This window comes from Yoonia sp. 67-2 (assembly GCF_035117555.1).
Taxonomy (GTDB): Bacteria; Pseudomonadota; Alphaproteobacteria; order Rhodobacterales; family Rhodobacteraceae; genus Yoonia.
Genome location: NZ_JAYKPK010000001.1, coordinates 55,457 through 77,201, shown reverse-complemented (window position 1 = coordinate 77,201; position 21,745 = coordinate 55,457). Strand labels below are relative to the sequence as shown.

Here is a 21,745-nt window from a genome sequence, read left to right as displayed (position 1 = left end):
TCTGTCCTTCGGTATCAGTGATTGCGTTGTGCTTTGAGTTCCAACCGGCGCTGGTGCAGCACAGGTTCGGTATAGCCGGATGGCTGTTCACGGCCCTTGAAGACCAGATCGCAGGCGGCCTGAAAGGCGATGCTGGTGAAATCGGGGGCCATCGGGCGATAGGCCGGGTCATCGGCGTTTTGTTCATCCACCACGCGCGCCATTTTCTGCATCGCCTCCATCACCGCATCGCGGCTGACGACGTCATGATGCAGCCAATTGGCCAGCGCCTGAGAAGAAATCCGGCAGGTGGCCCGGTCTTCCATCAGCGCGACATTGTTGATGTCGGGAACTTTGGAGCAGCCGACACCCTGATCGATCCAGCGGACCACATAGCCAAGGATACCCTGCGCGTTGTTTTCGACCTCGCGCAGTTTCTGCGCATCGGACCAGCGCTGATATTGCGCCAGCGGGATGTCCAGAATGCTGGACACATGCGCGCGCCGCCCGCCTTTGCGCATCTTGGCTTGCACGGCCAGCACGTCGATCTTGTGGTAATGCAAGGCGTGTAGGGTCGCGGCGGTCGGGCTGGGCACCCAGGCGCAATTGGCACCCGATTGCGGATGGCCGATTTTCTGTTCCAGCATCGCGGCCATCAGATCGGGCATGGCCCACATGCCTTTGCCGATCTGGGCGCGGCCTGAAAAACCACATTCCAGCCCGATATCGACGTTCTGATCCTCATAGGCGCCGATCCATTGCTTGCGCTTGATATGATCCTTGCGGCTGAACGGTCCCGCCTCCATCGAGGTGTGGATTTCGTCGCCGGTCCGGTCCAGAAAGCCGGTGTTGATAAAGGCGACACGGGATTTCGCGGCGCGGATACATTCCTTGAGGTTGACGGTCGTGCGCCGTTCTTCGTCCATGATGCCGATCTTGACGGTATCGCGCGGCAGACCCAGCGCATCTTCGACGGCGGCGAAAATGTCATTGGTAAAGGCGACCTCTTCCGGCCCGTGCATTTTGGGTTTCACGACATATACGGACCTAAGCGCCGAATTGCCGCCTTTGGATTTCAGGTCATGCATGGCGACCAAAGTGGTGATCATGGCGTCCATCAGACCCTCGAACACCTCTTCCCCATCCGCATCAAGGATCGCGGGGTTGGTCATCAGATGGCCGACATTGCGAATCCACAGCAGCGCGCGGCCTTTCAGCGTGACACTGCCGTCAGCGGTGGTGTAGTCGCGGTCAGCGGACAGTTTACGGGTCATCGTCTTGCCGTTCTTGACCAGATCGGCAGTCAGATCACCTTTCATCAGGCCAAGCCAATTGCTGTAGGCGAGGACTTTGTCCTCTGCATCGACACAGGCGACAGAATCTTCGCAATCCATGATCGCGGAAATGGCGCTTTCCAGACGCACATCGGCCAGTTTGGCCTGATCGCGGCTGCCGATCGGATGGTTGCCGTCAAAGACCAGTTCGACATGCAAGCCATTGTTGACCAGCAGCACCGCCTCGGGCGCTGCGGGATCGCCGCGGTAGCCCACAAATTTTGCCGGATCGCGCAAAGGCTGGTCATCGACAAACAGCGCGCCATCCTGCACGCGGTATTCCGTCACATCGGCATGGCTTTTGCCCTCGACCGGAAACGCCTCATCCAGAAACACCCGCACGCGGGCGACGACACGGGCGCCGTGGCCACGCTCATACCCACCGGCGGGGGGCTGCACGCCCATCGCATCGGTGCCGTAAAATGCGTCATAGAGGCTACCCCAACGCGCATTTGCCGCATTCAGCGCGAAACGGGCATTGGTGATCGGCACGACCAATTGCGGCCCGGGGATCGTTGCAATCTCGGGGTCGACATTCTGCGTCTCGATCTCGAAATCATCGCCTTCAGCGACCAGATAGCCGATATCTTTCAGAAAATGTTCATAGGCCACGCGGTCATGCACTTTACCGCGCTGGCTCACATGCCAGGCGTCAATCGCCGATTGCAGGTCTTCGCGTTTTTGCAGCAAGGCGCGGTTGCGCGGGGTCATTGTGCTGATCAGCCCGGCGAACCCGGACCAGAATATATCCGCATCGATGCCGGTACCGGGCAAGGCCTGCGTTTCAATAAAGCTCGCCAGTTCACTGGCGACCTGAAGCCCTTGTTTCTCGACGCGATCATTCATGGCTGTGCTCCCTTACAATTCCGGCCGGCGACGGCAAAATCTTCCTCTGCCACGAATTAGAACAGAAGTTTCCGATAGGCAACACGGCTGACCGGATTCAGTTGCGTGTGCCGCGACACTTGTCCGAGCAATAGCGCACAGACTCCCAGACCTTGGCCCATTTCTTGCGCCATGTAAAAGGCCTGCCACAGGTGGCGCAGATCTTTTCGGGCAAGTCGGATTTTTTACGCATCTTGGGCATGGCAGGGAACCTAGAGGCGGGTCATGCGTTGTCCAGTGACCAAATTGCAGCCGGTCTTTCCGTTTTGTGCAACCGGGGTTATGGTGTCGTTGAATGTTTACAAGCGCGTGATCAGAGGGATCCTATGAAAGACCGTATCGACCCGTTGATCGCCGAACGTGCACCATGGCTCTACGCAACCCGTCCCGGCACGCGTCTGGCCCGTGGTTTGCTGCACAAGATGCTGGGCTACAACAAGACCATTACAATTGCTGAAAGGCTGGAGGATGCCGATTCCGCGCTGATCATGCAGGATATGGCAGAACGGCTTGCGCGTATGGTCACAGCCAAAGGTTTCGGCAATCTTCCCAAACATGGCCCTGCACTGATTGTGGCCAATCATCCGACGGGAATCGCAGATGGAATCATCCTCAACCATCTGATCGCCAAATCCCGGCCTGATGCCTATTTCTTTGCCAACCGCGACATTTTGCGCGTCTTTCCGCAGATGGACGATATGATCGCCCCTGTCGAATGGCGCAAGGAATTGCGCAGCCACGGCAAGACCCGCGAAACCATGGCCTTTGTCCGGCAAGCGACGGAAGCCGGGCGGTTGGGCGTGATCTTTCCATCGGGCCGGTTGGCGAAACGCCGCTGGCTGTCGCTGCATGAACGCCCATGGATGGCCTCTGCCGCGATGCTGGCGCGCAAATTCGATCTGCCGGTGATCCCGGTCAATATTCAGGCACGCAATTCGGCGCTGTTTTACCTGTTCGACCGCATCCACCCGACATTGCGCGACATCACCCTGTTTCATGAGACGCTGAACAAGGATCGTCAGCCTTTTGTCGTGACGATGGGCGAGCCGATTTCAGCCTCGGCGATTCCGCGCGATGCGGAAGAGGGGATCAATATGCTGCGCCGTGCGACGCTCGCGCTGGGGGGCGAATATGCCCCGGTGGTCAATCTGATCGCCACGACCCGCCCTTGGCTGTCCAAAGATGCGTCCACCGCACCTTGAAGCGGGCTGCGCGTTTCCGTAAAGATCGCGCAAAGCTGAACCAAGGATATCGCCATGCTGGATCTGACCTATGACACCCCTGCCCCCAAAGTGATTGCCGGGGCGACCGGCGATTGGGAATTGGTGATCGGGCTGGAAGTCCATGCGCAGGTTGCGACCAATGCGAAACTGTTTTCCGGTGCCTCCACCCTGTTCGGTGCCGAACCCAACAGCAATGTGGCTTTCGTGGATGCCGGGATGCCGGGCATGTTGCCGGTGATCAATGAGGAATGCGTGGCACAAGCCGTGCGCACCGGGTTGGGTCTGAAGGCGCAGATCAATCTGACATCGGCCTTTGACCGCAAGAATTATTTCTATCCTGATCTGCCGCAAGGCTATCAGATCAGCCAGTTGTATCACCCTATCGTGGGTGAAGGCGAAGTGCTGGTGGAAATGGGCAACGGTCTCGCCCGTCTGGTGCGGATCGAACGCATCCATCTGGAACAAGATGCGGGCAAGTCGATCCATGACATGGACCCGGCGATGTCTTTCGTGGACCTGAACCGCACCGGCGTCGCGCTGATGGAAATCGTCAGCCGCCCCGATATCCGTGGGCCGGAAGAGGCTGCCGCCTATGTGCTGAAACTGCGCCAGATCATGCGCTATCTGGGCACCTGTGATGGCAATATGCAAAACGGCAATCTGCGCGCCGATGTCAACGTCTCGGTCTGTCGGCCGGGTAATTACGAACGCTATCAGGCGACACAGGATTTCAGCCATCTTGGCACGCGCTGCGAGATCAAGAACATGAACTCCATGCGCTTTATCCAGATGGCGATTGAGTATGAGGCACGCCGCCAGATCGCCCTGCTGGAAGATGGCAAGAGCGTCACGCAAGAAACCCGGCTTTATGATCCGGATCGCAATGAGACACGGTCGATGCGGTCCAAGGAAGAGGCGCATGATTACCGCTATTTCCCTGACCCGGACCTGCTGCCGCTGGAGATTGAACAGGCTTGGGTCGATGATATCAACGCTGCCCTGCCCGAATTGCCGGATGCGAAAAAGGCGCGGTTCATCGCGGATTTCGGGCTGTCGGATTACGACGCCTCGGTCCTGACAGCAGAGGGCGAGAATGCGGCGTTTTTCGAAAAAGTCGCCGATGGCCGCGATGGCAAGCTGGCGGCGAATTGGGTCATCAATGAATTGTTTGGCCGTCTGAAGAAAGACGACAAGGATATCGCCGACAGCCCGATTTCTGCCGAACGTCTGGGCCAGATCGTCGGCTTGATCAAGTCCGACACGATTTCCGGCAAGATGGCCAAGGACGTCTTTGACATCGCCTATACGCAAAACCGTGACCCTGAAGAAATCGTCGAAACCGAAGGCATGAAACAGGTCACCGACACCGGCGCTATCGAGGCTGCGGTGGATGAGATTATCGCCGCCAACCCCGATCAGGTCGAAAAGGCCAAGGCCAATCCGAAACTGGCGGGCTGGTTTGTCGGTCAGGTGATGAAGGCGACCGGCGGCAAGGCCAATCCGGCGGCGGTCAATCAGCTGGTCGCGGCAAAACTGGGGCTGTGAGGGGTGCTTTCCTATCTGCGCCGGTTTTGGTAGAACGGCGCGGCAATCATGGGGGAAAGCGCGATGACACATGAATATAAGGTCGTTCCGGCCCCGATACGCGGGCTGAAGGCGCCGGGTGCCAAGACCAATGAAGAACGCTTTGCGCTGGCGCTGCAAACCGCGATCAATGAGGCGGCGGCAGATGGCTGGGAATATATCCGCGCCGATACATTGCCCTGCGAACAGCGCGAGGGGTTGATGAGCAAAACCACGGTTTACCAGAATATGCTGGTGTTCCGCCGCGCCAAACCTGCCAGCGGCGCGCCCAAGATGAAAGCGCAGCGGCAAACGCCCCCTGCCCCGTCAGTCAGCGCGCCTGCGGTGTCTGCGCCCAAGGTCGAGAAAAAGATCACCAGTGCCGAGGATAAACCAGAGGCGGCAGAATAATCAGCGCATCTCGATGGCCAGCGCATGAATGCGCGCCATCAGATCCGGGCCTATCGCGTCATGCACCGCCCGGTGCCGCGCGATCCGCGACATATCGTCCAGCACGGCGGCCTTGATCACCACGCGAAAGTGGCTTTCGCCGCTGCCGTCATGACCGGCATGGCCAGCATGTTGATCGCTTTCGTTGATCACATCGAGCGTTTGAGGGGCCAGTGTCATCAGTCTTGCGTGAATTTCAGCCTGTAATGCCATTATTTTCCCTGTGCCCTCTTCTATCTGCGTCCCAGAGGTCTACAGTCTGTCGTCCGAGTCGGAAAGAAGAGAAGCACCATGAAAAAAGATGATCCCTTTGGTTTCGATATGTCCGTGTCGTCCTCCAAGAAGAAAAATCCGCGCGGACGGCGGGGGATGTCGGGCGCTTCCGAGACGTCCAAACGCGTCTGCGATCATGAAGGTTGTCAGGAACCGGCCCCGTTCCGCGCGCCCAAGGCCCCCGATGTGCTGGATGATTATTTCTGGTTCTGTCAGGAGCATGTCCGCGAATATAACCTGAAATGGAATTTCTTCGACACCGCGTCAGAGGCGGAACTGGCAGCCCAGATGACCAATGATAGGGTCTGGGACCGGCCCACCAAACCATTCAAACGGTCTGTCGAAGAACGCGCCTGGGCACGGCTTGGCGTCAATGACGCGCATGAGGTGCTGGGCCAGAATGCCACCCGCAACCCGGGACGCGGTGCTGCCGTGGGCCGCAAACTGCCGCCGACCGAGCGCCGTGCGATTGATATTCTGGAGGCCAAGGATAACTGGTCCAAACAGGAGATCCGCAAAGCCTATAAATCGCTGATCAAGGTGCTGCACCCCGATATGAATGGTGGCGACCGCAGCCAGGAAGAACAATTGTCCGAAGTGGTCTGGGCCTGGGACCAGATCAAAGTCAGCCGCAATTTCCGCGACGCGGATTGAACCGGGGCTGGCGCTTGGCGCGTGGGGCGTTATGTTGCCTCACAGCTTGAAACTGACGATCTAAACGAAAAGGCAAGGCACATGGCCGACGGCACCACTGATATGCATGCGAAACCTACCGAGGATATCTCTGTCCGGGATGTCTTTGGCATCGACAGCGACATGAAGATCAAAGGCTTTGCCGAGCGGACCGACCGTGTGCCCGAGATTGACAGCACCTATAAATTCGATCCCGACACGACTTTGGCGATTTTGGCCGGGTTTGGTTATAACCGCCGGGTGATGATTCAGGGCTATCACGGCACCGGCAAATCGACGCATATCGAACAGGTTGCGGCGCGGCTGAACTGGCCCTGCGTGCGGGTGAACCTTGACAGCCATATCAGCCGGATCGATCTGATCGGCAAGGATGCGATCAAGCTGCGCGACGGTGTGCAGGTCACCGAATTCCACGAAGGCATCCTGCCTTGGGCCTTGCGGAACCCTGTGGCGATTGTGTTCGACGAATATGACGCAGGCCGCGCCGATGTGATGTTCGTGATTCAGCGCGTGCTGGAAACCGACGGCAAGCTGACACTGATGGATCAGAATGAAATCATCACGCCGAACCCTTATTTCCGCCTGTTCGCCACGGCGAATACGGTGGGTCTGGGGGATACCACGGGTCTCTATCACGGCACCCAGCAGATCAACCAAGCGCAGATGGACCGGTGGTCGCTGGTCGCGACGCTGAATTATCTGAGCCACGATGCAGAGGCTGCGATCGTGCTGGCCAAGTCGCCGCATTACAATAATGAAAAGGGTCGCCGGACAATCAGCCAAATGGTCACCGTCGCCGATCTGACGCGCACGGCGTTTATCAATGGCGATCTGAGCACGCTGATGTCACCCCGCACGGTGCTGGCCTGGGCCGAAAATGCGCGCATTTTCAAGGATGTCGGCTATGCGTTCCGGCTGTCGTTCCTGAACAAATGCGATGAACTGGAACGTCAGACTGTCGCGGAATTCTATCAGCGGTGTTTTGACGAGGAATTGCCGGAAAGTGCGGCGAGCTTGTCTTTGGGGTGAAAGTAGGTCGGGGTTAACCCCGACCTAGGGTGCTAGTCGATATGAAATAAGGCGGGGAAAACCCCGCCCTACGGTGGCCGATATGTAGGTCGGGGTTATCCCCGACATTTTTTTACCCACGCGCCGCTTTGGTCGCATTTGCCCACCAGACGACATCGTCTAAGGTCGCTTCGACCGATGGCAGCAGGTGATCGGCAATCGTGTCGATCTCGTTGTTGGACCCCAGCGGGTGCACGGCAAAGAAATCACCACCACCGATGTGGACGGCATTGCGTGTGGGGACCATCTGCAATTCGATGGCGATCGTGCGCAGATGCTCCAGCGCGCGGGTGCCACCGACAGAGCCATAGGCAATCGCCGACATCGGCTTGCGGTTCCATTCGTTATAGGCCTGATCCAGCGCATTCTTCAGCGCGCCGGTGATCGAGCGATTGTATTCCGCCACGACAAAGATGAAGCCGTCGAATTCACCGATCTTCTGCTGCCATTTCACGGCGCGCTCATCCGTGGAGGGCATCCAGAGGTTGCTCGCGGCTTCGTCAAACAAGGGCAGATCGAAATCGCGCAGATCGACCAGTTCGACCTCCATATCGTCGCGCTTTTGCGCTTGGGCCAGCATCCATGCGGCAGGTTTGTCGGCAAAGCGGGTTTCGCGGGTCGAGCCAATGATCAGGGCGATTTTTGGTTTATTGGTCATGTCATCTCTCCAGATGTGAAAATGCGTATGGTGGGAAGATGCGCGAAATGGTCGCGCATTGAAACAGGCACATCAGCGCAGCGCCTGTGCAAAAATAAGCAGAGCCTTGCCCCCTTGCCCCTGACCCCGTCCGGTGCTTTATCTTTGCCATGCAAAAACCCAGTGACAATCCCGCCGATCCGTTCAAAAAAGCCTTGGCCGAGGCGACCAAAGTCATGGCCGATGATCCCGATCTGTCGGTGACCTTTTCGGTCGATCCGTCCGGCCAGACGGCGGATACGATGCGCCTGCCGCAAATCTCGCGCCGGTTGACGCGGGATGAGGTGTTACTGGCGCGCGGGACGGCGGATGCTTTTGCCCTGCGGCATAAGTTCCATGATGCGGCGCTTTCCGCGCGCTATATGCCGCAAGGGCAGATGGCGCGGGATTTGTATGACGCGATGGAAACGGCGCGGATCGAGGCGGTGGGCGCGCAATATATGCCCGGCACTGCAGGCAATATCGACGCCAAGATCGGCAATGAGGCCAAGCGTAAAGGCTACGATCAGATCACCCAAGCCTCTGACGCGCCTTTGCCGGTCGCCGCAGGCTATCTGATCCGGCATCTGGCGACCGGGCGCGATCTGCCAAAGGGTGCTGATAATGTCATGGAATTGTGGCGCGGGTTCATCGAGGATCATTGCGGTGGGACCTTGGAAAACCTGTCGGCGACGCTGAAGGATCAGCAGGCTTTCGCGAAATTTGCGCGGCAGTTGATCAGCGATCTGGGCTATGGCGATCAGCTGGGCGATGACCCCGATCAGCTCGATGATGATCAGGATGATGCCGCCGAGGATGGCAGCGACGATCAGGAAGAGCCGGACAGCAGCGGCGATGAGGACGGCGACAGTGATGAGGCTGAAGCCTCGCCCGAGCAGAGCCAGGAAAGCCAGCAGGATGCGAGCCAGGCGCAGGTCAGCATGGATGATCAGGCCGATGCCGACATGGGCGAAGAGACCGAGATGCCCGAGGGCGAGGCCCCGAATGACCCGCCCCAGCCAGCACCCGTGTCGGATGCCGACCCGGATTACAAGGTCGCCTATACTGCGTTTGACGAGGAAATCGGCGCGCAGGATCTGGCCGAACCGGTCGAGTTGGAAAGGCTGCGCGCCTATCTGGACCAGCAATTGGAGCCGTTGAAAGGTGCTGTGTCACGGCTGGCGAATAAATTGCAGCGCCGCTTGCAGGCGCAGCAGAACCGGTCATGGGAATTTGACCGTGAGGAAGGGATTCTGGATGCGGGCCGCTTGGCGCGGGTGGTGGCATCGCCGACGACGCCGCTGTCGTTCAAGGTCGAGAAGGATACGGAGTTCCGCGATACAGTGGTCACGCTGCTTTTGGATAATTCCGGCTCGATGCGGGGCCGTCCGATTTCTATTGCGGCGATCTGTGCCGATGTGATGGCCCGCACGCTGGAACGCTGTGATGTGAAGGTGGAAATCCTCGGGTTCACCACGAAAGCGTGGAAAGGCGGCCAAAGCCGCGAAAAATGGCTGGCCGAAGGGCGCCCTGCGACGCCGGGTCGTTTGAACGACCTGCGCCATATCATCTATAAATCCGCCGATGCACCTTGGCGGCGGACGCGGCCCAATCTGGGGCTGATGATGAAAGAGGGACTGTTGAAGGAAAACATCGATGGCGAGGCGCTGGAATGGGCGCATCGGCGGATCACGGCGCGTTATGAGCAGCGCAAGGTGTTGATGGTGATTTCCGATGGTGCGCCGGTGGATGACAGCACATTGTCGGTGAACCCGGCGAATTACCTCGAAAAACACCTGCGCGATGTGATCGCGATGATCGAAAAGCGTAAGGCGGTGGAATTATGCGCCATCGGGATCGGCCATGATGTGACGCGCTATTATCAACGCGCGGTGACGATCACCGATGTCGAACAATTGGCGGGGGCGATGACCGAACAATTGGCCAGCCTGTTTGATTCCGATCCGCGCAAAAGGGCGCGGGTGTTGGGCATGCGCAAGGTCAGCTGATCCGGTTTTGCAAACCGGATGCCTTCGGCGAGAGTATTTTTGGAAAAAAGAAGTTGAAGGGAATAGCCTTGATGTTTCAGAGTTTTGAGGCACAATCTTTGCCGGATCAAGGGCCGCCGCGGCTGGTGGCTTTGCGCGACATCATGGCGGCGGAAGGCGTGGATGGTTATCTGGTGCCGCGCGCGGATGCGCATCAGGGCGAATATGTCGCCCCGCGTGATGCAAGGTTGCGTTGGCTGACGGGGTTTTCCGGCTCGGCTGGCTTTGCTGTGGTGCTGGCCGATCAGGCGGGCGTGTTCATCGATGGCCGCTACCGGGTGCAGGTTCTGGCCGAAGTGGCCGCATGTTACACGCCGGTCCATTGGCCCGAAGTGCAATTGGCCGATTGGCTGAAAGCGGCGCGCCCGGATGGTGGCGTGCTGGGCTTTGACCCTTGGTTGCATACAGTTGATGAGGTCACGCGCCTGCGCGCGGCGCTGCCGGGGTTTGAGCTGCGTGCCACAGATAATCTGGTCGACCGGATCTGGGACGATCAGCCTGCCGCGCCGGATGCGCCATTTGCGGCCCATCCTGTCGCTTTGGCGGGCGAGGATCATGCGGCGAAATGCGCGCGGCTGGCCAAGGATCTGGCAGCAGAGGCTTGCGTGCTGACCTTGCCTGATTCCATTGCCTGGCTGTTGAATATCCGTGGCAGCGACATCGCGCGTAATCCGGTGCCGCAGGCTTTTGCGGTCCTGCATAAAACCGGCACAGTGACCCTGTTTGCGGGCGCGGGCAAGGCGGCAGCGGTGCAGGATCATCTGGGGCCGGATGTGACAACCGCCGATGTGGCGGAATTTTTGCCTGCTTTGCGCGCGCTGACGGGCAAAGTGCAGATTGATCCCAAATCCTGCCCTGAACTGGTGGCGACAACTTTGGCGGAAGGTGCCGCCAATGTCGTGCATGCCAGCGATCCCTGCATCCTGCCCAAAGCCTGCAAGAATGCCGTGGAAATCGCCGGGGCCAAGGCCGCGCATCAGCGCGACGCGGTTGCCATGGTGCGGTTTCTGGCCTGGCTCGATGCCACAGCGCCAAACGGTGGTTTGAGCGAGATCGATGTCGTCCGCGCGCTGGAAGGATTCCGGCGCGAGACAAATGAACTGCGCGATATCAGTTTCGAGACGATCTGCGGATCAGGCCTCAATGCTGCCATCGTCCATTACCGGGTCAGCGAGAAAACCAACCGCGCCTTGGGCCGCGATGAATTGCTGTTGGTCGACAGCGGCGGGCAATATCAGGACGGCACCACTGATATCACCCGCACCATGGTGATCGGCACCCCGCGCGCCGATCATCGCGCCTGCTATACACGTGTGTTGCAGGGGATGATTGCGATCAGCCATATCCGCTTTCCCAAAGGGGTCGGCGGGCAGCATCTGGATGCTTTGGCGCGCGCGCCTTTGTGGCTGGCGGGGATGGATTATGACCATGGCACCGGGCATGGCGTTGGGTCCTACCTCAGCGTGCATGAAGGCCCGCAAAGCCTGTCGCGCCGGTCCGAGGTGGCTTTGCAGGCAGGTATGATCCTGTCGAATGAACCGGGCTATTACCGGCCCGGCGATTTCGGCATCCGCATCGAGAACCTGATTGTCACGGTCGATGCCCCTGCCCTGCAAGGCGCGGATGACCGCGCGATGCTGGCGTTTGACACGCTGACCTATGTGCCATTTGACCGCCGCCTGATCGATAGTGATTTGCTCAGCCGCGCAGAACGGGACTGGATTGATCGCTATCATGCCGATACACTCGACCTTGTTGGCCCGCGCCTTGATCAGGCTGCCAAGGATTGGCTGATCGCTGCCTGCGCCCCTTTGTGACCATTCCGTCATCTCATTTATCAATTACCAAAAGGATCACTCATGCCTGATCACATTTCAATCCGTCCTGCGACCGGCACATGGGTCGTGCGCGCCGGTGGTGCCGTGCTGGGTGAAACCAGCGATGCGCTGGAACTGACCGAGGGTGATTATCCCCCGGTGATCTATTTCCCGCGCGCCGATATCGCCACCGCATTTCTGGAACCATCCGAGACGATTTCCACCTGCCCGTTCAAAGGTCAGGCGACCTATTACGGGATCGCCGCCAAAAGCGGGCTGATCAAGGATGCGGTCTGGTCTTATGAGGACCCCAAGGCCGCCGTGGCGCAGATCAAAGGCTATTTGGCCTTTTACACCAACAAAGTGGCGGTCGAGGAAGTCTAGGAATGTTCCTCTGCCGCCGTATCTGACAGCGCGCGGTTCATCGCGCGCAGCGCATCGACATGATACAGCGCGCCCAGCAATGCGGGCGCGTCGCTTTCCCCACCCAGAGAAACCACCGGCAAAAACGCCTCTCCGCTGCGGTCAAAGACCGGCATGGCCTGTTCGAGCGTAGCGATCCGGTCGAGGTAGAGGCCCTGTTGGACAAGGTCCCAACAGGCCTCTTCCGGGGCGTCGCGCAGATTGTCAGTCACCGGGATCGTCGCCAGCAGATAGGCCTGCGGCCCTGCCGCCAGATGCACATTGCGCCGTTCGAGTTGCGTCAGAAAGAATGACCGATGCACCAGCCGCGATGACAAGGCGCTGGACAGGGATACTGCGACCATGACCGCCAGCCCGGTCTGCCAGTCGCCGGTCAGTTCAAACACGATCAGCGTGGTGGAAATCGGCGCGCCCAGCACGGCGGCGGCAACCGCACCCATGCCCGCCAGCGCATAAAGCGAGCCTTCACCCGAGACATTGGGAAAGACCGCCGTCGCGATCAGGCCAAAGGCCAGCCCGGTCAGCGCGCCGATCATCAGCGAGGGCGAGAATACCCCGCCGCCCATCCGCCCGCCGATGGTGATGGCGACGGCAATGACCTTGAGCACGACGAAAATGATCGCCTCATGCAGCAGCAGTGACCCGGTCAGCGCGGCAGTCGTGGTTTCATAGCCCACCCCGATGATATGCGGAAACCAGATCGCCAAACCGCCCAGCATCGCCCCCGCAATCGCCGGGCGCAGATAGCGTGGCAAGTGGATTTTGCGCTGCACAAAATTCGCGAAATCATCGGCCCAGAAGATCGACTTCATCAAGACCACCGCGACCAGACCGCAGATCAGCCCGAGCATCAAAAACGCCGGCAATTCGACATAAAACGCCAGCGCATTCTGCACCGGCAGCACGAATTCCGTGACATCGCCGAACACCAGCCGGTTCAGCACCGTCCCCACGGCAGAGGCGATGACGATGGGCGCAAAGGCGTGAACAGCGAAATGGCGCAGCACCACCTCCAGCGCGAAAAGCGCCCCAGCGATCGGCGCGTTGAAACTGGCTGAAACCGCCGCCGCCACAGCGCAGCCCAAAAGATCGCGCCCGGTGATGCCATTGGCCTTGATCAGGCGGCTGACTATCGTCGCCAGCACGGCGGCCAGATGGACAACCGGGCCTTCGCGCCCGCTGGACCCGCCGGTAGACAGCGTGATCAGCGAGGCAGCGGTTGAGGCGAAACCGCGCCGCACCTCGACCCGGCCTTGCGCAAGGGCGGCACCTTCGATCACTTCCGCAACCGACCGCACCCGGCCGTCATCGGTGAAATTGTGCAGGATCAGCCCCACCACCAGCCCGCCGCAGATTGGGATCAGCAGCACCTGATACCAGATCAGACCGGCGGCGAATGTGTGTAAGGTCAGGATATCATCGGTGCCATAAACCGTCGTCTGGAGAAGCTCAATCCCCAGCCGGAACAGGACCGAGGCCCCGCCCGCAGCGACGCCAATGGCCAAAGCGATGAACCAGAACTGGATCTGTGTAGGCCCCTTGGCCTTGATCACCGCCAATGCGCTGCGGCTGGACTGGATCACATGGCTGACGGCTTTGTTGAAACCGGTTCTGACAGATCCGCCGCTTGCCACTGTGCCGTCCTTTTTGCTGGTCGCTGCCAGTATGGCGGGGTCAGGCGGGCAAGCTCAAGCCGCTTTGGTCAGAACGGCACATCATCCGCCGCATCGGCGCTGACGATGAAGCGTGCAACGACATGTTTTGTGCCCGCCTTGTCAAAGGCGATTTCCAGCTTGTCGCCTTCAATCCCCAGCACCGCGCCATAGCCGAATTTCTGATGAAACACCCGGTCATCGACGCTGAAGGCCGAAACAGCCGTCGCGTCAATCGTCATATGCCGCGCCTCGGATGGCACGCTCATGCCGCGCTGCTGGCTGCGGGTCTGCAGCCGCCGCCAGCCGGGCGAATTATAGACATCGGCATCATGCGCTTTTTGATGCAGGTCAGAGCCCATCGCCCCCATGATCGCGGGCGAGGCACTGGCCGCCATGCCCGCAGCCCCATAAGCGCCGCCATATAGGCCGGGGGGTGTCAGCACCTCAACATGATCGGCAGGCAATTCGTCGATAAAGCGCGAGGGCATCTGCGATTGCCACTGGCCATAGACACGACGGTTGGCCGCGAAAGAAATGGTGCAAAGCTCTTCGGCGCGCGTGATGCCGACATAGGCAAGGCGGCGTTCTTCCTCGAGGCCTTTCAGCCCACTTTCATCCATCGAGCGTTGCGACGGGAACAGACCATCCTCCCACCCCGGCAGGAACACGGAAGGAAATTCCAACCCTTTGGCGGCGTGCAGGGTCATGATGCTGACCTTTTCGCCCTGTTCCTCGGTCTCGTTATCCATGATCAGGCTGACATGTTCGAGGAAGCCTTGCAGATTTTCGAAATTTTCCAAGGCCTTGACCAGTTCCTTGAGGTTTTCGAGCCGCCCCGGCGCCTCTGGCGTTTTGTCGTTCTGCCAGAAACCGGTGTAGCCGGATTCGTCCAATATGACTTCTGCAAGTCGCACGTGACCTTCGGTTAGTACGCCTAGATAAATTTCCCGCAATCTGATGCGTGATGATAGTCGCTCCACCTCAGCGTTTATTTGCTCTATCTTTTTAAACAGATCGGCTTTTTGCAATTCTAACTTGTCGTCTTCGACCACCTCACCCGAAGAAAGCCTAGCTAACTCAGCTTGCAGGTCTTCTCTTTCTTCTGAAGATAGGACCTTAGAGGCATTAAGGTCTGCAATCTCCAGTTCTAGTCGATTAATCTCTTCCGCGTTACCGATGCTTCCCTGCAACCATTTCCAACGATCCAAACCCGCAACCAATTCGGTCAGTTCTTTCAGACCCTTGCCGCCCAAGAGCCGCTCCTGACAAACCAGTCGCGCACCTTCCAGCAGCGGCATGCGCTCATTCTCCAAGGCACCGTTTGGCCGCGCGGTGCGCTGGATGGTCTGGACTGCCTTATCTCCCAAGCCACGTTTCGGCGTATTCACGATCCGCTCAAAGGCCAGATCATCGGCGGGCGACACCGCCAGCCGGAAATAGGCCATCGCATCGCGGATTTCCATCCGTTCATAAAAACGCGGCCCGCCGATGACGCGGTACGGCAGACCGATGGTCAGAAACCGATCCTCGAAGGCGCGCATCTGGTGGCTGGCGCGCACCAGAATAGCCATCGAATCAAGCCCCAAGGGTGCCATGCCGCGACTGCCGCGCTGACCTGCCTCAATCTCCTCACCGATCCAGCGCGCCTCTTCCTCGCCATCCCAATGGCCGATCAGGCGGACCTTCTCGCCCTCCTTGACCGAGGTGAACAGGGTCTTGCCCAAACGCCCCTTATTGGCGGCAATCACGCCGGATGCAGCGGCCAGAATATGGGGCGTCGAACGGTAATTCTCTTCCAGCCGCACCACATGGGCACCCGGAAAATCCGCCTCGAACCGCAGGATATTGCCGACCTCTGCGCCGCGCCAGCCATAGATCGACTGATCGTCATCGCCGACGCAGCAGATATTCTTATGCCCCGCCGCCAGCAGGCGCAGCCACAGATATTGGGCCACGTTCGTATCCTGATATTCGTCCACTAGAATATAGCGGAACCGGTTCTGATACATCTGCAGCACATCCGGGTGCTTTTGGAAAATCGTCACCATATGCAGCAGGATATCGCCGAAATCGACGGCATTCAGATCGCGCAACCGGCGCTGATAGGCGGCATAAAGATCGATCCCCTTGCCATCAAAGGCACCGCTTTCCGCGACCGGCACTTTATCGGGCGTCAGCGCCTTGTTCTTCCAGCCATCGATGATCCCGGCCAACATCCGCGGCGGCCAGCGTTTTTCGTCGATACCCGAGGCCACGACCAATTGCTTGAGCAGGCGCAACTGATCATCGCTGTCGAGAATCGTGAAACTCGATTGCAGCCCGACCAGTTCGGCATGGCGGCGCAGCAGCTTGGCGCTGACCGAATGGAAGGTGCCCATCCACCTCATGGGCGTTTCAATGCCAAACGGATCTTTCTCAAGCCTCGCCCGCATTTCTTTCGCGGCTTTGTTGGTGAAGGTAACGGCCAAAACTTGATCAGGATTTGCTCGCCCTTGAAAGACAAGGTGGGCAATACGCGTCATCAGCGCCTTGGTTTTACCTGTTCCCGCTCCAGCCAGCATTAAGACAGGACCGTCAAGCGTCTCGACTCCTTGGCGCTGAGCCGGGTTTAGTCCTGCAAGATAATCCATCTTTGCAACTATCGCAGGCCGCGCCATCGCGCGCTGGCTCAGCGGGATTGCGGCGGCTTCAAAGGCATCATCTTCGGTAAAATCATTCATCCCTTATCCATACCGCCTAACGCCTGCCAAGAAAACCCTTGTTCTACTTCCGTTCCATCGCATCGTCCGAGCATAAATATCCCCGCCGGAGGCTTCCAGCCATTGCAAATGGCGGGAATTCCCTCCTAATGTCCACCCCATGAACGCCCATGCAAGATACCCCGCCATAGCCGACCTGAAATCCCGCGCTCGCCGACGGATCCCGCATTTCGTCTGGGAATATCTCGACAGCGCCACCGGGGTAGAGGCGACACAGAAACGCAACCGCACCATGCTGGATCAGGTGTTGATGAATCCATCAATCCTGCATGGCGAATTCACCCCCGATCTGACCACGACATTGCTGGGCAAAACCCACCCCATTCCCATTGGCATCGCGCCTTTGGGTATGTCCGGCCTGATCTGGCCCGGGGCGGAACAGATGCTGGCCCGGATGGCGGCGCGTGAAAACATCCCTTACGGGCTGTCCACCGTTGCCAGCCAGACACCCGAATCTGTCGGGCCGCATGCCGGGGATCAAGGCTGGTTCCAGCTTTACCCGCCGCGCGATCCCACAATCCGTGACGATATTCTGAGCCGCGCCAAAAACGCGGGCTTCCATACGCTGATCCTGACGGTCGATGTGCCAGTCGCCTCGCGCCGCGAACGCCAAACGCGCGGCGGGCTGACGCAACCGCCACGTCTGACCCCACGGTTGGCGCTGCAGGCGGCGCAATGTCCGGCCTGGCTGATGGGCATCCGCAAGACCGGGATGCCACGGCTGCGATTGATGGAAAGCTACAGCGATATCAAGGCCACCCTGCCCGCCAATCAGCATATCGGTTATCTGCTGCGCACCTCACCCGATTGGGATTATTTCAAATCCCTGCGCGATGCTTGGGACGGCCCGCTGGTGGTCAAGGGCGTCGGTCGCCCCGATGATGCCGCGCGGCTGACCGATGAAGGGGCCGATGCGATCTGGGTCAGCAATCATGCCGGGCGGCAATTCGACGGCGGCCCTGCCAGTATCGAAATCCTGCCCGCGATCCGGGCGGCCACCAATCTGCCGGTGATTTTCGACAGCGGGATCGAAGGCGGGCTGGATGTGCTGCGCGCGCTGGCATTAGGCGCGGATTTCGTGATGCTGGGCCGCGCGTTCCATTACGGGCTGGCCGCGATGGGAGAGCCGGGGGCGGCGCATGTGCTGGATATCCTGCGGCAGGATATGATCAGCAATATGGGGCAATTGGGGGCGCGCAGCCTGAAGGATTTGCCAGGATGCCTGCGCGAAAACCGCTAATCTTTCTGGACCTTGGGAAATTTGCCGCATAGCGTTGCTGCAACTGCAAAAGGAACCATTATGACCGATTTCAAGAAGATTCTGATTGCCAACCGCGGCGAAATTGCCATCCGCATCATGCGTGCCGCCAATGAGATGGGCAAGAAAACCGTCGCCGTCTTTGCCGAAGAAGACAAGCTGGGCCTGCACCGTTTCAAAGCCGATGAAGCCTATCGCATCGGTGAAGGCATGGGGCCGGTTGCCGCCTATCTCTCGATTGATGAAATCATCCGCGTGGCCAAAATGTCCGGCGCGGATGCTATCCATCCGGGCTATGGCCTGCTCTCTGAAAACCCTGATTTCGTTGATGCCTGCACCTCGAACGGGATCACCTTTATCGGCCCCAAGGCTGAAACCATGCGGCAATTGGGCGATAAAGCCTCTGCCCGCCGCGTCGCGATGGAAGCGGGCGTGCCGGTCATCCCCGCGACCGAAGTGCTGGGCGATGACATGGACGCGATCCGCAAGGAGGCCGCCGAGGTTGGCTATCCGCTGATGTTGAAAGCCTCTTGGGGCGGTGGCGGGCGCGGCATGCGGCCGATCATGAACGAGAAAGAACTGGAAGAAAAAGTCCGCGAAGGCCGGCGTGAGGCCGAGGCAGCGTTCGGCAATGGCGAAGGTTATCTGGAAAAGATGATCATGCGCGCCCGCCATGTCGAGGTGCAGATCCTGGGCGACAGCCACGGCCAGATTTATCACCTGTGGGAACGCGATTGTTCGGTCCAGCGCCGCAATCAAAAGGTCGTGGAACGCGCCCCTGCCCCCTATCTGTCCGACACCCAGCGCGAACAGATCTGCAATCTGGGCAAGAAAATCTGCGCCCATGTGAATTACGAATGCGCGGGCACGGTCGAATTCCTGATGGATATGGATAATGGCGAATTCTACTTCATCGAGGTGAACCCCCGCGTACAGGTCGAACATACCGTGACCGAGGAAGTCACCGGCATCGACATCGTCCGTGCCCAGATCCTGATTGCCGAAGGCAAATCCATTGTGGAAGCAACGGGCTGCGCGTCGCAATATGATGTCAAACTCGACGGCCACGCCCTGCAATGCCGGGTGACAACCGAGGACCCGCAGAACAATTTCATCCCCGATTACGGGCGTATTCAGATGTATCGCTCGGCCACCGGGCCGGGGATTCGCCTTGACGGCGGCACAGCCTATTCCGGTGCCGTGATCACCCGCTATTACGACAGCCTGCTGACCAAAGTCACCGCCCGCGCGCCCACGCCGGAAATGGCGATTGCACGGATGGACCGCGCCTTGCGTGAATTCCGTATTCGCGGTGTGTCCACCAATATCGCCTTTGTCGAAAACCTGCTGAAACATCCGACATTCCTGAACAATGAATACCACACCAAATTCATTGATGAGACGCCGGAGCTGTTCACCTTCACCAAGCGCCGTGACCGGGCGACGAAAATCCTGACCTATATCGCGGATATCACCGTCAACGGGCATCCCGAAACCGCAGGCCGTGCGCGCCCTGCCGCCGAAATCCGCCTGCCGCGCCCGCCGGTGCGACCCACCAGCAACCTGACCCCCGGCACCCGCAATATCCTTGATGAACAAGGGCCTGCCGCCGTGGCGCAATGGATGCTAGACCAGCCACAGGTGCTGATCACCGACACGACGATGCGCGACGGGCACCAATCTTTGCTGGCAACAAGGATGCGGTCGATCGACATGATCAACGCCGCACCCGCCTATGCCGCCAAGATGCATGGCCTCTTCAGCGTCGAATGCTGGGGTGGCGCGACCTTCGACGTGGCTTACCGCTTCCTGCAGGAATGCCCTTGGCAACGCCTGCGCGATATCCGCGCGGTGATGCCCAATATCATGACGCAGATGCTGCTGCGCGCCTCAAACGGGGTCGGCTATACGAACTACCCCGACAACGTTGTGCAAAGCTTTGTCGCGCAGGCCGCCACATCGGGTGTCGATGTGTTCCGGGTGTTCGACAGCCTCAACTGGGTTGAAAACATGCGCATCGCGATGGATGCGGTGATTGACGCCAACAAGGTCTGCGAAGGCACGATCTGTTACACCGGCGATCTGCTGGACCCCGCGCGCAGCAAATATGACCTGAAGTATTACATTGGCATGGCCAAGGAATTGGAAGCCGCAGGTGCGCATGTGCTAGGGCTGAAGGATATGGCGGGTCTGTTGAAACCCGCCGCCGCGAGCGTGTTGATCAAGGCGCTGAAGGATGAAATCGGCCTGCCGATCCATTTCCACACGCATGACACGTCTGGTGCGGCAATTGCGACGGTGCTGGCCGCCTCTGCCGCTGGCGTGGATTGCGTCGATGCCGCGATGGACGCGCTGTCAGGCAATACATCACAGCCCACCTTGGGGTCCATTGTCGAGGCCTTGCGCGGCACCGACCGCGACACCGGCCTTGATATCGCGGCGATCCGCGAGATCAGCAATTACTGGGAACAGGTCCGCGCGCATTACACCGCGTTCGAATCCGGCCTGCAGGCACCCGCGTCAGAGGTGTATCTGCACGAAATGCCCGGCGGGCAATTCACCAACCTCAAGGCGCAGGCGCGATCCTTGGGGCTGGAAGAACGCTGGCACGAGGTCGCGCAGACCTATGCCGACGTGAACCAGATGTTCGGCGATATCGTCAAGGTGACGCCATCCTCAAAGGTGGTGGGTGATATGGCCCTGATGATGGTCAGTCAGGGGTTGAGCCGCCAGCAGGTCGAGGACCCCAAGGTCGATGTCTCCTTCCCCGACAGCGTGATCGACATGATGCGCGGCAATCTGGGGCAACCTCCGGGCGGCTGGCCTGCCGCCTTGCAGAAAAAGATCCTCAAGGGTGAGACGCCGCAAACAGACCGCCCCGGCAAATCCTTGCCCCCTGTCGATCTGGCGCAGACCAAGAAGGAATTGGAAGAGAAGTTCGAAGATGTCATCATCGATGATGAGGATCTGAACGGGTACCTCATGTATCCCAAGGTCTTTCTCGATTACACCGCGCGCCATGAAATCTATGGCCCGGTCCGCACCCTGCCCACGCGCACCTTCTTTTACGGCATGGAACCGGGCGAGGAAATCGCCGCCGAAATCGACCCCGGCAAGACACTGGAAATCCGCATGCAGGCCGTGGCCGACATGAACGATGATGGCGAGGTCAAAGTGTTCTTTGAACTCAACGGCCAGCCCCGCACGATCCGGGTGATGAACCGGCTGGCCTCCGCGGACAAGGTGCAGCGGCCCAAGGCGGAAAACGGCAATGCCAATCATATCGGCGCGCCGATGCCCGGCGTGGTGGCCAGTGTCGCGGCTGTCGCGGGCAAATCGGTGAAAGCCGGTGATCTGTTGCTGACGATCGAGGCGATGAAGATGGAAACCGGCATCCACGCCGAACGTGACGCGGTGGTCAAGACGGTCAATGTACAGCCCGGCAGCCAGATCGATGCCAAGGATCTGCTGATCGAGCTGGAATAAACACCGGGGCGCAAGGGGGATCACTGCCTTGCGCCCCGCCACCCCCGCTTCTTATTTCCCAAAATACTCCCGCCGGAGGCCCCCGCCGTCACACCGTAGGGCGGGGTTCACCCCGCCTGACCGCGGCCCGCCAATATGGCGGGGTGAACCCCGCC

At 59.4% G+C, this 21,745-nt stretch carries 16 protein-coding genes; 10 read left to right on the top strand and 6 right to left on the bottom strand.

Annotated elements, in window-relative coordinates; genetic code table 11:
* Positions 1–14: 14 nt before the first annotated feature.
* Both VOY09_RS00390 and VOY09_RS00385 read right to left on the bottom strand, forming a co-directional pair.
* On the bottom strand, positions 15–2,159 hold the full coding sequence (locus VOY09_RS00390; RefSeq protein ID WP_322892868.1) for a malate synthase G: 2,145 nt from the start codon (positions 2,157–2,159) through the stop codon (positions 15–17).
* Between the two features lie 97 nt (positions 2,160–2,256).
* Positions 2,257–2,400: a DUF2256 domain-containing protein gene (locus VOY09_RS00385; RefSeq protein WP_322892870.1), complete on the bottom strand. Its 144-nt coding sequence runs from the start codon at positions 2,398–2,400 to the stop codon at positions 2,257–2,259.
* A gap of 124 nt (positions 2,401–2,524) precedes the next feature.
* On the opposite strand from VOY09_RS00385, the gene VOY09_RS00380 reads away from it, so the two are divergent.
* The 3 genes from VOY09_RS00380 to VOY09_RS00370 all read left to right on the top strand — a co-directional run bounded on the left by VOY09_RS00380 (position 2,525) and on the right by VOY09_RS00370 (position 5,395).
* Positions 2,525–3,400 carry a 1-acyl-sn-glycerol-3-phosphate acyltransferase gene (locus VOY09_RS00380; RefSeq protein WP_322892871.1) on the top strand — a complete coding sequence of 292 codons (876 nt, stop codon included), beginning with the start codon at positions 2,525–2,527 and terminating at the stop codon, positions 3,398–3,400.
* Between the two features lie 54 nt (positions 3,401–3,454).
* Positions 3,455–4,966 (top strand): Asp-tRNA(Asn)/Glu-tRNA(Gln) amidotransferase subunit GatB, encoded by a 1,512-nt coding sequence (gene gatB / locus VOY09_RS00375; RefSeq protein WP_322892872.1) that lies wholly within the window; start codon positions 3,455–3,457, stop codon positions 4,964–4,966.
* Positions 4,967–5,029: 63 nt separating this feature from the next.
* Complete coding sequence (locus VOY09_RS00370) at positions 5,030–5,395, top strand: DUF4177 domain-containing protein (protein WP_322892873.1); 366 nt, start codon at positions 5,030–5,032, stop codon at positions 5,393–5,395.
* Here VOY09_RS00370 and VOY09_RS00365 read toward each other — a convergent pair whose 3' ends face one another.
* Positions 5,396–5,647 carry a BolA family protein gene (locus tag VOY09_RS00365; protein WP_322892874.1) on the bottom strand — a complete coding sequence of 84 codons (252 nt, stop codon included), beginning with the start codon at positions 5,645–5,647 and terminating at the stop codon, positions 5,396–5,398. It abuts the gene before it with no gap.
* Between the two features lie 78 nt (positions 5,648–5,725).
* On the opposite strand from VOY09_RS00365, the gene VOY09_RS00360 reads away from it, so the two are divergent.
* Positions 5,726–6,361, top strand: coding sequence for a DnaJ domain-containing protein (locus VOY09_RS00360; protein ID WP_322892875.1), 636 nt, complete (start codon positions 5,726–5,728; stop codon positions 6,359–6,361).
* An 81-nt stretch (positions 6,362–6,442) separates the two neighbouring features.
* Entirely contained in the window at positions 6,443–7,429 is a 987-nt protein-coding gene (gene cobS / locus VOY09_RS00355) for a cobaltochelatase subunit CobS (RefSeq protein ID WP_322892876.1), read from the top strand.
* Between the two features lie 112 nt (positions 7,430–7,541).
* On the opposite strand, the gene VOY09_RS00350 is transcribed toward cobS, so the two are convergent.
* Positions 7,542–8,126 carry an NAD(P)H-dependent oxidoreductase gene (locus VOY09_RS00350; RefSeq protein WP_322892878.1) on the bottom strand — a complete coding sequence of 195 codons (585 nt, stop codon included), beginning with the start codon at positions 8,124–8,126 and terminating at the stop codon, positions 7,542–7,544.
* A gap of 149 nt (positions 8,127–8,275) precedes the next feature.
* Here VOY09_RS00350 and cobT point away from each other — a divergent pair, with 149 nt between their 5' ends.
* From cobT to VOY09_RS00335, 3 genes are all read left to right on the top strand, one after another.
* The gene (gene cobT, locus VOY09_RS00345) at positions 8,276–10,153 is read left to right on the top strand and encodes a cobaltochelatase subunit CobT (RefSeq protein ID WP_322892879.1); all 1,878 of its coding nucleotides are present in this window, start codon (positions 8,276–8,278) and stop codon (positions 10,151–10,153) included.
* Between the two features lie 71 nt (positions 10,154–10,224).
* Positions 10,225–12,009, top strand: a complete 1,785-nt coding sequence (locus VOY09_RS00340) for an aminopeptidase P family protein (protein ID WP_322892880.1) — start codon at positions 10,225–10,227, stop codon at positions 12,007–12,009.
* A 42-nt stretch (positions 12,010–12,051) separates the two neighbouring features.
* Positions 12,052–12,393: a DUF427 domain-containing protein gene (locus VOY09_RS00335; protein WP_322892881.1), complete on the top strand. Its 342-nt coding sequence runs from the start codon at positions 12,052–12,054 to the stop codon at positions 12,391–12,393.
* On the opposite strand, the gene VOY09_RS00330 is transcribed toward VOY09_RS00335, so the two are convergent.
* Both VOY09_RS00330 and VOY09_RS00325 read right to left on the bottom strand, forming a co-directional pair.
* On the bottom strand, positions 12,390–14,015 hold the full coding sequence (locus tag VOY09_RS00330; RefSeq protein ID WP_322892961.1) for a chloride channel protein: 1,626 nt from the start codon (positions 14,013–14,015) through the stop codon (positions 12,390–12,392). The two genes, VOY09_RS00335 and VOY09_RS00330, sit on opposite strands and share 4 nt — an antisense overlap.
* A 119-nt stretch (positions 14,016–14,134) precedes the next feature.
* Positions 14,135–16,807 carry a UvrD-helicase domain-containing protein gene (locus tag VOY09_RS00325; protein WP_322892882.1) on the bottom strand — a complete coding sequence of 891 codons (2,673 nt, stop codon included), beginning with the start codon at positions 16,805–16,807 and terminating at the stop codon, positions 14,135–14,137.
* A gap of 139 nt (positions 16,808–16,946) precedes the next feature.
* Between VOY09_RS00325 and VOY09_RS00320 the strand changes: the two genes are divergently transcribed.
* Both VOY09_RS00320 and VOY09_RS00315 read left to right on the top strand, forming a co-directional pair.
* Entirely contained in the window at positions 16,947–18,086 is a 1,140-nt protein-coding gene (locus tag VOY09_RS00320) for an alpha-hydroxy acid oxidase (RefSeq protein ID WP_322892883.1), read from the top strand.
* A 60-nt stretch (positions 18,087–18,146) separates the two neighbouring features.
* Positions 18,147–21,590: a pyruvate carboxylase gene (locus VOY09_RS00315; protein WP_322892884.1), complete on the top strand. Its 3,444-nt coding sequence runs from the start codon at positions 18,147–18,149 to the stop codon at positions 21,588–21,590.
* The last annotated feature ends 155 nt before the right edge of the window (positions 21,591–21,745 follow it).